General features: G+C 66.7%; 16 protein-coding genes. 3 read left to right on the top strand and 13 right to left on the bottom strand.

Going from position 1 to position 13,145, the window contains the following annotated elements; translation table 11 throughout:
- Positions 1-12: 12 nt before the first annotated feature.
- Positions 13-405: a hypothetical protein gene (locus ACIA6A_RS27690; protein WP_396100805.1), complete on the top strand. Its 393-nt coding sequence runs from the start codon at positions 13-15 to the stop codon at positions 403-405.
- Between the two features lie 7 nt (positions 406-412).
- Here the strand turns inward: ACIA6A_RS27690 and ACIA6A_RS27685 are convergent, their stop codons facing one another.
- Both ACIA6A_RS27685 and ACIA6A_RS27680 read right to left on the bottom strand, forming a co-directional pair.
- Positions 413-715: an STAS domain-containing protein gene (locus ACIA6A_RS27685; RefSeq protein WP_396100803.1), complete on the bottom strand. Its 303-nt coding sequence runs from the start codon at positions 713-715 to the stop codon at positions 413-415.
- Positions 716-747: 32 nt separating this feature from the next.
- The gene (locus ACIA6A_RS27680; RefSeq protein WP_396100802.1) at positions 748-1,143 is read right to left on the bottom strand and encodes an ATP-binding protein; all 396 of its coding nucleotides are present in this window, start codon (positions 1,141-1,143) and stop codon (positions 748-750) included.
- A gap of 140 nt (positions 1,144-1,283) precedes the next feature.
- On the opposite strand from ACIA6A_RS27680, the gene ACIA6A_RS27675 reads away from it, so the two are divergent.
- On the top strand, positions 1,284-1,577 hold the full coding sequence (locus ACIA6A_RS27675; RefSeq protein ID WP_396100801.1) for a hypothetical protein: 294 nt from the start codon (positions 1,284-1,286) through the stop codon (positions 1,575-1,577).
- A gap of 503 nt (positions 1,578-2,080) precedes the next feature.
- Here ACIA6A_RS27675 and ACIA6A_RS27670 read toward each other — a convergent pair.
- The 10 genes from ACIA6A_RS27670 to ACIA6A_RS27625 all read right to left on the bottom strand — a co-directional run bounded on the left by ACIA6A_RS27670 (position 2,081) and on the right by ACIA6A_RS27625 (position 9,797).
- A complete protein-coding gene (locus ACIA6A_RS27670) occupies positions 2,081-2,296 on the bottom strand; it encodes a type II toxin-antitoxin system HicB family antitoxin (RefSeq protein WP_396100800.1) in 216 nt (71 codons plus the stop codon).
- Positions 2,293-2,496: a type II toxin-antitoxin system HicA family toxin gene (locus ACIA6A_RS27665; RefSeq protein WP_396100799.1), complete on the bottom strand. Its 204-nt coding sequence runs from the start codon at positions 2,494-2,496 to the stop codon at positions 2,293-2,295. The genes ACIA6A_RS27670 and ACIA6A_RS27665 overlap by 4 nt, the downstream gene beginning before the upstream one ends.
- A 4-nt stretch (positions 2,497-2,500) precedes the next feature.
- Positions 2,501-3,658 (bottom strand): tyrosine-type recombinase/integrase, encoded by a 1,158-nt coding sequence (locus tag ACIA6A_RS27660; RefSeq protein WP_396100798.1) that lies wholly within the window; start codon positions 3,656-3,658, stop codon positions 2,501-2,503.
- Positions 3,631-3,843: a helix-turn-helix domain-containing protein gene (locus ACIA6A_RS27655; protein WP_396100797.1), complete on the bottom strand. Its 213-nt coding sequence runs from the start codon at positions 3,841-3,843 to the stop codon at positions 3,631-3,633. Before ACIA6A_RS27655 ends, ACIA6A_RS27660 begins: the two co-directional genes overlap by 28 nt.
- A complete protein-coding gene (locus tag ACIA6A_RS27650) occupies positions 3,836-5,599 on the bottom strand; it encodes a replication initiator (protein WP_396100796.1) in 1,764 nt (587 codons plus the stop codon). The genes ACIA6A_RS27655 and ACIA6A_RS27650 overlap by 8 nt, the downstream gene beginning before the upstream one ends.
- Complete coding sequence (locus tag ACIA6A_RS27645; protein WP_396100795.1) at positions 5,596-6,123, bottom strand: DUF2637 domain-containing protein; 528 nt, start codon at positions 6,121-6,123, stop codon at positions 5,596-5,598. The genes ACIA6A_RS27650 and ACIA6A_RS27645 overlap by 4 nt, the downstream gene beginning before the upstream one ends.
- Positions 6,120-7,538 carry an FtsK/SpoIIIE domain-containing protein gene (locus ACIA6A_RS27640; protein ID WP_396100794.1) on the bottom strand — a complete coding sequence of 473 codons (1,419 nt, stop codon included), beginning with the start codon at positions 7,536-7,538 and terminating at the stop codon, positions 6,120-6,122. The genes ACIA6A_RS27645 and ACIA6A_RS27640 overlap by 4 nt, the downstream gene beginning before the upstream one ends.
- A gap of 410 nt (positions 7,539-7,948) precedes the next feature.
- The gene (locus ACIA6A_RS27635) at positions 7,949-8,392 is read right to left on the bottom strand and encodes a hypothetical protein (RefSeq protein ID WP_396100793.1); all 444 of its coding nucleotides are present in this window, start codon (positions 8,390-8,392) and stop codon (positions 7,949-7,951) included.
- Positions 8,393-8,478: 86 nt separating this feature from the next.
- On the bottom strand, positions 8,479-9,207 hold the full coding sequence (locus ACIA6A_RS27630) for a GntR family transcriptional regulator (protein ID WP_396100792.1): 729 nt from the start codon (positions 9,205-9,207) through the stop codon (positions 8,479-8,481).
- A gap of 116 nt (positions 9,208-9,323) precedes the next feature.
- A complete protein-coding gene (locus tag ACIA6A_RS27625) occupies positions 9,324-9,797 on the bottom strand; it encodes a hypothetical protein (RefSeq protein WP_396100791.1) in 474 nt (157 codons plus the stop codon).
- 863 nt (positions 9,798-10,660) lie between these two features.
- Between ACIA6A_RS27625 and ACIA6A_RS27620 the strand changes: the two genes are divergently transcribed.
- A complete protein-coding gene (locus tag ACIA6A_RS27620; protein ID WP_396100790.1) occupies positions 10,661-12,058 on the top strand; it encodes a hypothetical protein in 1,398 nt (465 codons plus the stop codon).
- Here the strand turns inward: ACIA6A_RS27620 and ACIA6A_RS27615 are convergent.
- A complete protein-coding gene (locus ACIA6A_RS27615; RefSeq protein ID WP_396100788.1) occupies positions 12,055-12,855 on the bottom strand; it encodes a phosphotransferase family protein in 801 nt (266 codons plus the stop codon). The genes ACIA6A_RS27620 and ACIA6A_RS27615 overlap by 4 nt on opposite strands.
- Positions 12,856-13,145 lie beyond the last annotated feature (290 nt).

The raw sequence follows: 13,145 nt of genomic DNA, 5'->3' as shown, positions 1-13,145 counted from the left end.
ACCTTTCTTGACGTGACCGAAGTACCACAGCACGCATTCGACGACGCGGCGCAGGTGTTGGACTGCGCACTCAGCGGCGACAGCGACGCGGTGTTCGGCACCTTCGACGCGGTCGTCGACCGCTCGGGGGTCGTGGGGGCCTACGACGTCGCCTGGTGCCTCGCCGCGACGATGGTCGGGCAGAACATCCCCCGGAACGGTGCGTGGACCCTGGAATTCCCCGGGATCGACGACGCCCGCTACGACAAACGCTGGGTGGCCCGCTTCGTGAGCGCCTACGCGAACGGCGACGTGCCCACCGGCGAAGCACTGTTCGGCGCGGCCATCGCCGACGGCCAACTGCCCGACTGTCTGCTCGCGCTGGCCGGCTCAACCGTGGCCACGCTGCGCCACCGGGCCGCCTGACCGCGTCTCAGTCGAACAGCTCCAGCAGCCCGGAGACGTCGAGCACCCGCCGCACCAGACCACGCGCGTCGACGATCGCCAGCTTCACCCCGGCCCGCTGCCCGGCGTTGAACCCCTCGATCAGCGCGCCAAGAGCCTCACTGTCCATGAACTCGGTGGCAGAGAAGTCCACCGCAAGAGAGCCGTCCGGGCTCTCCCGCACGGCAGCGACCAGGGCATCTCGAAGCTCGTCCCGGGAGTTGATGTCAAACTCGCCGGCCAGCCTGACAACGCCGGCCTCCCGGGCAATCTGGAAACTCGGCTCGGTCAAGGGCACCTCTTCCGTAGTCAGGCGATCGTAGATCAGCGAGGAGCCGGGAACTCCGCCCACACATGCTTGGTGTCACCATCGGCATACCAGCCGAGATCGAGCGAGAACTGCTTGGCCAGCTGCAACCCCAGCCCGCCGAGCCCCAGCTCCCGGTCCTCGCTGTACTCCGGAACCACCTGCGGAGCATGATCGGTCACATCCAGCACGAACCGGTCCCCGGCCCGCCCCAGCCGGACGGTGGTCGGCGGCAACCCGTGCCGCAGAGCATTGGTGGCAAGCTCGGTCGCCACCAGCACCATCTTCTCGGGAACCTCGTCCAGCGGCGTCTCGGCCGGCAGCACCCCACCGGCAATGACCACATGCAGCGAAGCCCGCAACGTCTTCAGCTGCGCGGCGCTCTCCAGCACCCACCGCTGCAGCTCGGTCATCGGCGGAGGAACCTGCGCACTCAGAATGGCCATACCCACTAGTGCCCGTCCGAGTACATGATCATGCTCCGGCCCGGCCGACGCCTCGTTCGGATTAGACCTTTCGATGGCCGCCGACATCTGCGCGCCGAGTGCAGGTAGTGCGCAAGGTTGCAGAGTGGGCCGTCCTCGGCGCCACCCTCGGTGTCGCGGTCGCCGGCACCGCCGCCTGGGCAGCGGTCACCCTCTACGGTTCCGGTGACGCCGACGTCGCGGCGACCCAGCTCCAGAACCTGACCGTCGACAACATCGGCGTCACGGCCCCGCTGCTGCCCGGCGAAACGGTCGGAGCGAAGGGCATCGTCCACAACCCCAACAACTTCCCGGTCCGGGTCATCTCAGTGATCATCCGGCAGGAAGGTCTTGAGGGAGTCGGCGCCGGCTGTTCCGCCTAGGGTGTGTTGATTCCGCAGGGCGCGCCGGGAAGCTATGGGACGGGAATCGGTGCCGGCTGGAAGACGGCAATCACCCCGGTGACCGTAGGTGCGACGTCCTAGCAGAACTCGTGCTCGCGCGTTACCGCGGCCGCCGGCGGCGGTTCGGTCCAAGCCACAACGGCTGGCCCGATTCCCGCTGGCCATGTGCCCGCCATTGCCAGCAGCTCGCGATCTGGGAAGACTCACCAACCCAGCCGTCCGGCGCCAAGGCGTGGAGCTACGACGTGAGCAAATACCACGATCGGAAGGTGGCGCACGGTGGGCGGGCTATCTCCGGAAAGCAAAACGCCCACCGGCGTTTCCGCTGGTGGGCGATGCTCAAAGCCCGGCGAGAGGCTTGAGTGGCCAGGGGCGGGGTCGAACCGCCGACCTTCCGATTTTCAGTCAGGGTTATCTGTGCAGCTCAGAGTGGGTGATCACGGCCCACATGCACTCAACGTGCACCTCAGGCGCGCCGTGCCTCATGCCGCGAACAAATCCACCGCTTCCGCCGTGGGTGCCGGCACGGGTTCACCGGCCTCCCGTAGACCGTCCAGGTGGAAGGCGATGGCCTCTCGCATCTCGGCCAACGCATCCTCGCGGGAGTCGCCGAGTGCGACGCAGCCGGGGAGGTCCGGAGACCAGGCACCGAAGCCGCCGTCCTCAGCGCGTTCGATAATCACTGCGTATGCGCTCACTGAGTGCCCCCTGTCAGACCAGCTTGTCTCAGGATGCTTCGCTCCAGGCCCGGCGGCAAGTCCTTGCTTGGCTTGCCGGCGATGGTGACCCGGCCCGGTTTCGTCGGATGCTTGTACTGCCGGTGACTGCCGCGCGTGGTGACCCACTCCCACCCGTCCGCTTCGATCAGCCGAATGATCTGCCGCACCTTCAACGGCATACCATCACGCTCCCGTCACGGTGATCGAATGTGGAAGACGGGCAGCGTCACCATGCGCCGCGAGCGCGGACAGCGCGTTTGCGATCTCCCTGTCCCGACCATCCACGGCGTGGAGATAACGCCGCGCCGCCACCATCGACGAGTGCCCGAGCCGCTTCATCAAGTCGGCCAAGGTGGCGCCTGTCTGTGCGGCCAACGTCTGTCCGGTGTGCCGCAGGTCGTGGAAAGTTAACTTGTTAAGTTCGGACCGACGACGTGCGCGCACGAACGCCTGATACAGGGTGTTTCCGCGCAGGGGAGATCCGTCCCGGCTGATGAACAGGCGATCTTTGCCCGCGTACTCGTCCAGGTGAAGCCGCACCACAGGTATTACGTGCGGCGGGATAGTGATGGTCCGCTTGCCCGCCTCAGTCTTCGGGTCCTTGTCGTGGGCCCTCTGACGGTCGTGCAACGGCTCCACCCGGTTCTTGCGAACCGTGATGGTGTGCTCGACCAGGTCGACGTCCGCCACCCGAAGGCCGGCTATCTCACCGCGTCGCAGCCCGCACCAAGCTGCGATCAATACCGCGGTTCGGTATCGAGGCGTGATCGCCTCCACCAGCTCCAGGATCTGCGCGGGGGTGGCGACCGGCCGTTCCGCCGCACGTACGACACCGGCGCTAGGAATCTGGCACGGGTTGCGAGCAATGAGCCCCTCCCGGACCGCGACGTTCATGACCATGCGCAGGAACCGGTACGACTGAGAGATCGACGTCTTGCCGCCTTTGCCGCGCAGCGCCGCCGCATGCCACTCCCGAACCTGGGTGGGCGAGACTGCGCGGAGCGGCATGTCGAGCAGGGGAGCGAGGTGCAGGCGCATGTTCCGTTCGCAGGTCTCCCGCCACCGCACCCCGATTGTCGGGCTGTCGCGCAGCACCGCCCGAGCGAAGTTGCCGAACGTTTCCGACGCCGCCCGCTCGTCGAGCCACGTTCCACGGGAGATGTCCGCCTCTACCAACGTGAGCCAGCGACTCGCGTCGGTTCTCGTCTTGAACGTGTGTGGGGCGTTCTGCCTCACCCCGGCCGGGTTGATGAAGGATGCCTGCCAGCGGCCGGAGGGAAGCTTGCGAACCTTGCCGAAGCGACGTTTGCTCATCACGCCACCGCCCTTCCACCGCTCCACGACACGATGATCGGCTCCACCCGGCCTCCGGCGATGAACGCGTCGACGTCGTGGCGGTAGAACCGCACGTACTTACCGACCTTGGTGAACGGGATACGCCGCTCGGCGACCAGGCGGCGCACGAAGCGCACTTCCACCTTGAGGACCAGGGCCAGCTCCGCGACCGTCAATAGCTCGTCATGCACAGCGGTTCTCCTCTCGGTCGGTTGTGGTCAGTTCTGTTGCCGAGACACGTCTTCGGGCCGCGTCGAGTTGTCCTCTGCGTTGGATGCGTTGGCTGACCATCCGTAGGAGCCGGTGTTCGAGCGGGGGTAGGTCAGGGTCGCCGGGTCGGGCCATCTCCCACGCGAACGGTGACGGTTTTGCCGCGTCCGGGTTGGTCGGCGGCGCGGTCGCGGTGTCGTCGCTGACGCCGAGCAGTGCTTTGACCCATGCGTGCGCGTCGGCGCGGTGGTCGGCCAGGGTCTTGCCGGACCAGTCGCGGGAGACGAGCACGCGTCGGCCGCCGATGCCGAGGGTTGTCTTCTGGTGGACCCGGCCCTTGCAGTGCCCGGCGTAGAGCCGGCCATGGGCCTTCTTGGGCTGGACGCCGTAGAGCAGCCAGTTGGAGCACCGGTCCGAGCATGGCGTGACGCGCAGCTCTGCCCAGAACCGGTCGAGGTGTTCGCGTTGGAGGTCGCTGGTGGTGGTGTGGCAGTCCGCCGCGCTTTTGGTGACGTATTTGGTGATGTAGCCGATCGTCCGGTCGACGTCTTGCGCGCCTTGGTCGACGCCTTTGGCCTTGACCTGCGGCCCGAACCTGGCCACGTGGGCGGGTTCGGCATCGGGGTCGTCGTCGACCTGGTCCAGGGCCTCAGCCCACGGCGGCAGCGGCTCGCGGGTGTCCGGGTCGACCCAGGTTTCTCGTTCGCTGTCCCAGATCGGCCGGCGGTCGGGGGTGTAGCGGATGGTGTCGGCGGCCGGCCACCACACCTGGTGGTAGGTGGCGGCGGCGACCCTTTCGAGCATGGCCCGCGCGACGGTGCCCCGGATGGCGAAGTGCGCGTGCGGGGCGAGGCGGCGTTGTGGCTCGACGCAGCCTGCGTATTGGACGTTCCAGCCGACCGCGCGGCGTAGGTTCTGCCAGTACCGGTCGAGCAGCCGGGGGAAGTGCACGGCGTCCCAGGCCGCCCGCCGGTAGTCGTACGTTTTGGGGTTGACCGGCGTCCCCAAGACCGGGTCGTCGTCGGTATGCCGGCGGCGGCAGGCACACGGTCGTCCGGCGGGGATGGAGTGGACCGGGCCGTAGGTGTCGAGGGTCAGCGTCAGCCACATCGACGGCTGATGAACCCTTCCGTCCGTGCCGGTGTAGGTCCGGCCGACCGTGCGCGGCTGAACTTTCTGCCGAGGCAGCTCCGGGACGTCCTGGCGGCGCTTGGTGGATCGGACCCGGCGGGGTCGGTCGTCGGTCTGGTCGTCGTCCTCGCTGTTGTGCGGAGGGGCGATTCGGCCTCGAAGTCCTTCGGCCGCGATGGCTTCCTCCACCTCGGCGATCGCTTCATCGAGGTCGCCGACCTGATCCCATTCGGCGTCGCGTTCAGCGGCGGCCCGGTAGTACTCGAAGTGCGCCCGCAGGCTGATCAGTGCTTTCTGATTGTCGGTCGCGGCGGCCGGCGGGGGCAGGGGTTCGTCTGTGCGGTGCCAGCCCTCGCGGATCTGGACTTGCCGTAGCCGGCGGGCGCGTTTGGCGCAGGGTGGGCATTTGGCTTCGAGGGTGGCGCCGCAGGGCAGGTCGATGAGTTCGGTCTGTCCGGTGGTCAGATCGGTGCGGCGTAACGCGATCGGGCGGATACAAACGCCGTGATCGGTGGCCAGTTGCTTGAGCGCGTCCACGGCACGAGGTAGAGCCAGGCGCGCGGCCCGTGATCCGGGCCGAGGGGCGGTGTCGACAGGTGCGGTCATCGCGTGACCTCCATCCGGGTGAACGCCCCAGCCGGGACCGGGACCACCGCCGTAGCCGGCTTCACGACCTGTGCGGTGACGGCCGGGTGGTCGGCGGCCGGAGCGTCGTCGGTGGCGTCGATCGGAAGTGCGGTGGCGGCAGTTGGCATGGTCAGCACGAGCTTGACTAGGCCCATGAATGCCAGCGCTGGTACGGCGGAGAGCAGCCAGCCGGACGGGCTCGGTTGTGCGACGGCGAGTTGCGCGGCGAGTGACAGGGCGGCGGCAGCGATCAGCAGGGTGAGGGGGTACCCGATCGAGGATCCGGCCCGGCGGCGTCGGCGGATGACGAGGAACGCGGCGACGGGGACGAGTTCGCTGATGACGGCGTTGACCCAGCCGAATGCGTCCGGTGTGCCGGTGGGGGCGTGGCGCATGGTCCAGTCGTGGACGTGGGTGAACGAGGCCCACCCGGATGCGACCGCGACGGTGACGAGGATGAGGACCAGGGCGACGGATTCGAGGCGGTCGGTGCGCTCGGTCATGCTTCCTCCCCTTCGATGACGCGGTGGCGACCGTAGAGGTGGGCCATGTCGCGGATGTTGTCGTCGTCGAGGTAGGAGAACCGGACCCGCATGGGTGTCGGGTCGCCTTCCAGTGCGACGTAGCCGATGCCGGGTTGGGTTTGCGGGATGCGGTCGCACAGGGCACCGCGGTCACGCATGCCGTCGCCGAGGACCATGTCGACCTCACCGGGTTCGGACAGGCGTAGTCCGATCCGGGTCGGGAACAGCCCGCGTGCCGGGAGGACTTCCTTGCGCGGGTCCTGGATCGCGGCGACCACGTGGACGCCGACCGCCCGGCCTTGGGTCAGGACGATGCCGAGCGCAGCTTTGATCCGGTCCTTGAGTTGGCGTTCGGTGAGGTAGGCGGTCAGGTTTGCCAGTTCGTCGATGAACAGGACGATCAGCGGGTCGTCCAAGGTGGGGGTGTGTTGCCGGGTTTCGCCGGCCAGCCGGGAGGCACGATCCTGAGCCATCTTGGCGGCCTGTTCGAGCATCTCCGCCATTTCAGTGAAGTCCTGAGATGCGAACCGGGTGAACATGGGCCAGCCGATGCCCAGTTCCATGCCGCCCTTGGGATCCAGTCCCCAGAGCTGTACGAGTCCGGTTCCTGCGCCGCCGGCCAGTGATCGGACGAGGGACCAGATGACCGAGCCCTTGCCGGAGCCGGTCGCCCCGACGATGAGGATCTGCGTGCCGAACAGTCGTAGCTCGTATGGCGCCCCGTCTTCCTGGACGCCGAGAGTGAGTGCGGTGAAGTCGGGAGTGCCGGTGACGGCCATCGGCGCGACCGTCTTGTGGAGAGTGTCGCCGCGCAGCAGGACCAGGACCACGGTGCCGAAGGTGGTGCCGGCCATGGCTTTGACCTGTCGGACCCCGAATGTCTGCGCGAGTCGTTCGGAGGCTTTGGCGAAGTCGTCGGGGATCTGCCCGGTCACCATCCGCACAAGCACAACGTCGGACCCGGCCCGGCACCGGACCCGTTTGAGGACCGGGATGATGGTGTGTCCGTCGTAGGAGACGGAGAGTTTCGCGGTGACCATGGCCGCGTTCCACCGCCGGCGGTACAGGAATCGGCGCCACTTCGCGAGGACCGGCCACCAGCCGAATCGCTGGCAGGACGGCCGATGCCCGAACCACCACGCTGCCCCGACGACTGCCGTGCCGCCGGTCAACGAGACCGGTCCCTGCCAACTGAACTGGGCGTACAGCCAGGTCAGCAAGGTGGCCGGCAGGGTCACGTACCAGAACCGGACGTAGGCCACGGCCAGCCAGAACAGCGCTTTGGCCGCCTGCCACAGCACGAGCAGCCAGATCGGCAGCCGCATCACCGGCGTTCGTACGGTGAAGGGCGCGGTGGGGATGGCCTCGCCCCGGATGACGTTGATCAGCGGCATCCTTCGGCCGCCTTCCGCTGTGGGCGTGGAAGGCTTCGAGCTCGGCGAGGAACTTGCGGATGTTGGCGAGACGGTCGGCGTCGTTCACGTAGGGCATACCTGCCCACGCCTGGATTCGTCCCATGGTCACGGCGTAGCGGTTGGCGAGGTCCCAGCCGTCCAGCGACGGCGGGGAGTCCGGGCTGGTAAGTCGGTCGCAGCCTGGGCACTTGTCGGCGCCGGGCGGTAGCGGGGAAGCCAGGCCGCAGCCGCCGCAGGTACGCCATACCGCGCGGCTGGAGGTGGTGATGCGGGCAGCATCGTTTACCGTGGGCATCTCAGCCCCTTCCTGTTCGAGGTTGCGGGGTGAGCGCCGGGGGCGGGGAAGTCTCTTGCCGGAGGAATCCCGCCCCCCAACGCGTTCCAGCAGCTCAAGCCGCCTTCGGCTTGGCCAGCTTCTGCGGTTCGGTCATGGCGGCGGCACGGATCGACCACGCCTGCCGCGCCCGGCACTTCGGGCTGTTGCCCTTACAGCGCTGCGAATCCACGTACGGCGTGAGCGTCACGTCGGTGAACTCCACCAGCGGTGGATAGCCGGGAACCGCCGATGTGGGCGGCATTGGCTGGTGGTCAGCGATGACCTTGACCTTTAACTCCTTGGATGCGCCGAACTTGCCGGCTTCCGGGTCGAGGTCGAGAACCTTGACGAGCCACACGCGCTGCCCTGTGTCCTTGTCGCGGAGCTGGTCGTCGTCCTGCCCACGCTTGTCGAAGTCCGTGGCCCGCTCAACGCCGAGGCACAGGGCACCGTGCGGCGCGACGTACTCCCACGGGACCGGGATCTTGATCGAGCTGGGGATCACCAAAGCCTCCACTCAGTTAGCAACCTAACAACTTGACTTGTTAGATGATTGCGAGTGTAGCTCGCGTGCAGCGTTCGTCAAGGCCATCTATGCACAGCTCAGCGGAGCGGGAACGAGGCTTCGATCTCCTGGCGGTTGGCGGGGATTACCGCATCGACAGCAAGCTGCGGCCGGCCAGCCGGATCGAACACAGTGACCAGCAATGTCAGCACCGCATCGTCCTTGCCGATGGCGAGGAGGTCAGCTTCCTCCGCAGTGGGGAGCCGTGCCGAGATCCGTTCGGTCGCGTGGTCAAATTCGAGGCCCTTGCGATCAGTCAGGTGCTGAAGAACGCCGTCGGTCATGGGCTCCGGCTTATGGAGATCCGTACCGGCGGCCAGCTCGACCGGCAGGTAGAGCGAGTTCAACTCCACCGGCCCGATCTCAGCCATGACCAGGCGCCGCCGCGCGATGACCGGTGTCTCCGCATTCAGCTCCAACGCGGAAGCGGCACGGTTAGGTGCCATGATCGTGCCGGCGCGCAGCAGGCTGACACTCGCTGATTCGCCCTGATTGAGTAGCTCAGTGGCCCGGCTGTCGAGGCGCGGGGGAGTAGCGGTGGGCCGGCCGATGACGAACCGGCCCTTGCCCTGCTGGGACTCGATCCAGCCGTCCTGCTGGAGAATCCCGAGCGCCCGAACAACGATGGGCCGCGACGCTTCGAACTCGGCGACGAGCTGGGTTTCGCTGGGGATGCCCGTGCCCGGCGGGTAGGTGCCGTTCTCTATGCGCTGCTGGACGGCGTTGACGATGACCGCGTACTTCGGTGGGCGAACGTTGATGGCCACGTCCCCTCCCGTCTGCTCAGTTGGACGACCACTTGACTTGTCAACACCCTAAACAACGCCCTGCGCAGTCGGAAGCCGAGGCATCCCTTCTGGCATCTAACCCGGCCACGCGATCTCTACTCGCCTTCGGGTGAGATGGTCCTGAAGCTGGTGAGATCGTTCGGGTTGCACTGAAGGGCGAACCAGTCAGACTCAGGTCCGCGACCTGGCCCGAGTCCAGTGATCGCGAGGTAGTCCGCCCCGATCTGGACGTCGATCTCTGCCTCGCGAGGGAGAGGCAGCAACGCCTTCAGTAGCGCGTCCCGGGAGAGGGAGTGCCCGTTACGCGGATCGAGTTCCTCGACCGACGCGGGTCGGAATCCAAGGTCGCTGTCGACGACCTTGCCGAGCAGGAGCGCAAGAACCTGGGCCGTACACCTGGACAACCGCACCGTGCATGTCGCGCCGCTGCTGTCCTCGGAATGAAGCTCGACCAGGTCCGCGTCAGGGTCAATGTCGTCCGAGTCGATGACTGTGATGGAGACCTTGCCTCCGACCAGGTCGTCCGCCGTGTGGATCGCGTTGCCGTCGATCTCGATCTGAATGTTCACCGCACACCTCTCAACTTCGACCGCAGCCCAGGTGCAGCCATGCCGGAATCCCGCCAGCGGACCGAGGTCCAGGGCATACGGGACGGAAGATCTATCGATGCCAGCAGATCCCGGACGGCGAGGTCGGGATCAACCGGAGGAAGGAAATCGGCCGCTACGTAGGTGATGTAGCCGCCCTCACCATCCGGCAGATAGCCGATGAGCACTCGGTAGCCACCGCACAGGCCGCTCTGACCGTGACTCTTGCGGGTCCGTGCGCTGAACCGACGCTGCCGAGGCGAAAGGGTCCTATGGCGTTTCTTCACCATGTCCTCCCAGTAGGAGTGGGGAGCGCATGGCTGTCCAAGGCTATGACGTCCTACCGCGGCTTGGTCGTGAGCGGCGCGCAGTCGGGGCAGACTCGACGAACGAGACGGACCGTGCCTTCAGTAGTCCTTGCCGAGCCCCGAGGCGCGGCCAGCCGCCAACCCCGCCCCTCGCACGACGTGCACCCACCCGAACTCACCCCGAGGCGAGGGCCCTCCGCTGAACCGTCGGCCGGAGACGTGGCCGGCACTCGGTCGGCACTCATGCTGCCGCTCCGTCGCGGACATGAACCGTGGGTGGGATGGCGTGAAACATGACCGGCCAACTCCCTCCGTTGGGGGCGCCGCCCTGGGCGCCCCGAGGTGTACTGTGCAAGCTGACTTTGTATTTAGGGAGAGCGATGTTTCGATCACCTTGAGTACGATCGCCTGTACCACTTAAGGTTCGCGCCACCTCACTCCATTTGGGAGGGCGCACCAGGGGGTGCACGTGTGCACCAGAGGGCGCACACCGCGACGGCCGGCTACTGCTACGGGAGGTGGCGAGGAAGGGTGTCCGTGAAGAAGGTGCCGAACCGGCTCCTGGAGGCCGCGATGACGCAGGCCGCCGTTACGAACAAAGGGCTTGCGGCCAGGGTCAGGGCGGAAGCAACCCGGGCCGGCGTGAACATCGCGCCGGACCACACGTCAGTGAAACGCTGGCTCGACGGGAGCCAGCCACAGGACGACACGATCCGCTGCATCGCTGCCGCCCTGGGCGCCAAGCTCGGCCGAGTAGTCACTTACGACGAAATTGGGTTCGGCTCAGCGGCCACGGGGAGCGGTCTCGACCTCGTACAGGACGCCACGCTCTACCCCTCGGAACCCTCGCGAGCGATCGACCTCCTGGACGGCATGACCGCCGCTGACCTCGGCGACGACAGTGCCGTGCTCTCGACGCCTTGGGACCCGGCTACCGCGCCAAGCATCATTACGGGCTACCTATTCTCCACGCCGAGTTGGCAGGACTCTCCGGATCTCGAAAGCGGTAGCGACGGGCGGGCGGACCGTATCCGGGCCACCGTCCGCAGCCTTACCGCCCTCGAATTCCAGTACGGCGGTGGGCATACCCGGCACATGCACCTGTCCTATTGGCGATCGGAGATCATCCCCGCTCTGAAGAGTGCTCGCGGCAGACCGACGCCAGCCCAGCGTGACATCTTCGCGGCGGCGGCCGACGCGGCGGAGGTGCTCGGATGGAGTGCGTACGACGCAGGCCATCATGGTGCCGCGCAGCGCTACTTCACCCAAGGTCTGCGCCTGGCCCGCGATGCCGGCGACCCGCTCATGGGCAGCCAGATCCTGTCGAACCTGAGTCACCAGGCGAACTACCTGGGCAACTTCAACGAAGCAGTCCACTACGCCCGCGCCGCCCAGAACGCCGCTCTCGGCAGGACGTCCAGGACAGTCAGCTCGATGTTGCTCACGATGGAAGCCCGCGCCCTGGCGAGCCTCGGCGACGCCGCCGGCTGTGCCACAGCCCTGAACCGGGCTGAGCGGGAGTTCGCCAACAGGCAAGGAGCAGAAGATCCACCTTGGATCTACTACTTCGACGCCCTGGAACTGGCCGGCGAGACAGCGCACTGCTTCCGCGACCTCGGCCACGCCGCCAAGACGCAACTGTTCGCCGCCCAGGCCGTCGACCGGCTACTCACCCCTGCACGCACGCAGTCGTTCATCAGCATCGTGCACGCCGATGGCGCCCTGGCGGCGGGCAACCTCGACGAAGCAGTGTCAATGGCCGCGCGAGCAGTAGACCTCGCGGGATCGCTGCAATCCAGCCGCCAACTCCGCTACCTCGCCGACTTCGGCAAGTCGCTAACCGCCGGCAAGTACCTAGGCCACCCCAGCGTCCGCGAGTTCACCGAGACCCTGCAAGCCAAAGCCCCGACACTGATGACGCACTTCCGCGCTTAGAACGGCCGCCAGGCTGCCGAGATCCCATCCCGGATGGTGCGCATCCGAACCTGGTACTCCTCGGCGACCTCCGAGGATTCGTTGATGTTCTGCATCAACCAAGTCGTCATCTTGAGCTCGTGCACCCGCCGCAGGACCTCGAAGCCTTCCGTCCAGGACGTGACGTCGTAGCCATAGGCGTCAACGAACGCCTGATACTCCTCGGCACTCCACCAGCCGGCTGACCGGTACTCGGTCGCAGTCATGGCCAGATCCCACTCAGGCTGTCCCCAGGCGAACCGCTCGAAGTCGATCAGAACTACTTCGCCGTCGCGGATCATGATGTTCTCCGAGTGCGCGTCCCCATGAGTCGGTGCAGCAGCCAGCGGGAAAACGAGTGCGTCGAGGCTGTCTTTCAGCTCCTGGAACAGCGTAAGCAGAAACCGGCGGTCGTCGGACGAGATCGGCGCTGTCGAGATCCGAGACTCGACTCTTCCCAGGATGTTCTCGTCAGGCAGCTCGAAGGACGCCGGCCGTGGTAGCGCATGCAGGGTTCTAAGTACGCCGCCCAGCGAGCCGATATCGTTCCGGCCGCCGTCGCGTCCGTCGATGAAACGCCAGAACGTCACCGGGTGGCCAGCCACCTCGACCGGTTGCGCCAGGTCGAGCACGCTGGCAGCCGGAAAGCCTAGCTCACCAAGCCAGCGAGCGACGTTGACCTCGTTAACTGCGTCAGACCAATACTCCATCGTGCGAGCGATCCGCACGATAGCCGATGCCGCCGGAAGATGGAAGAGCGCGTTCTCCCCGAGCCGCATGGTCCGAGCGCCGCCCGGATCTAGACCGACAGCCTCACAAGCCTCAGCGAGGAGGCCGGCGGCGCGCTGGGCAGTCAACGGCGGTGCAGGCGGACGACCCGAAGAGCGACGCATGGTCACACCTTAAGGCGACCCATCCCCACCAGCAGGCCGGCCACCGACGCCCGGCCGAGGCCGTCGAGCTTGCCACTCGATGATCGTAGACGGTCTCCAAGCCTGAGTCCGCCCTAACTTCATGTCAGGCTCCGGCATCTGGCCCCGGTTCCGGTACCCGCTTACAGTTGCTACCT

This window comes from Actinoplanes sp. NPDC051494, from assembly GCF_044454705.1.
GTDB lineage: Bacteria > Actinomycetota > Actinomycetes > Mycobacteriales > Micromonosporaceae > Actinoplanes.
This window is presented reverse-complemented; position numbering and strand designations above follow the sequence as displayed.

Bases quoted from the DNA above. Each gene is read 5' to 3' on its own strand.
- ACIA6A_RS27680 (WP_396100802.1), bottom strand. From the start codon at position 1,143: ATGACCGAGCTGCAGCGGTGGGTGCTGGAGAGCGCCGCGCAGCTGAAG.
- ACIA6A_RS27665 (WP_396100799.1), bottom strand. From the start codon at position 2,496: ATGCCGTTGAAGGTGCGGCAGATCATTCGGCTGATCGAAGCGGACGGG.
- ACIA6A_RS27650 (WP_396100796.1), bottom strand. From the start codon at position 5,599: ATGACCGCACCTGTCGACACCGCCCCTCGGCCCGGATCACGGGCCGCG.
- ACIA6A_RS27645 (WP_396100795.1), bottom strand. From the start codon at position 6,123: ATGACCGAGCGCACCGACCGCCTCGAATCCGTCGCCCTGGTCCTCATC.
- ACIA6A_RS27640 (WP_396100794.1), bottom strand. From the start codon at position 7,538: ATGCCGCTGATCAACGTCATCCGGGGCGAGGCCATCCCCACCGCGCCC.
- ACIA6A_RS27615 (WP_396100788.1), bottom strand. From the start codon at position 12,855: ATGCGGCTCGGGGAGAACGCGCTCTTCCATCTTCCGGCGGCATCGGCT.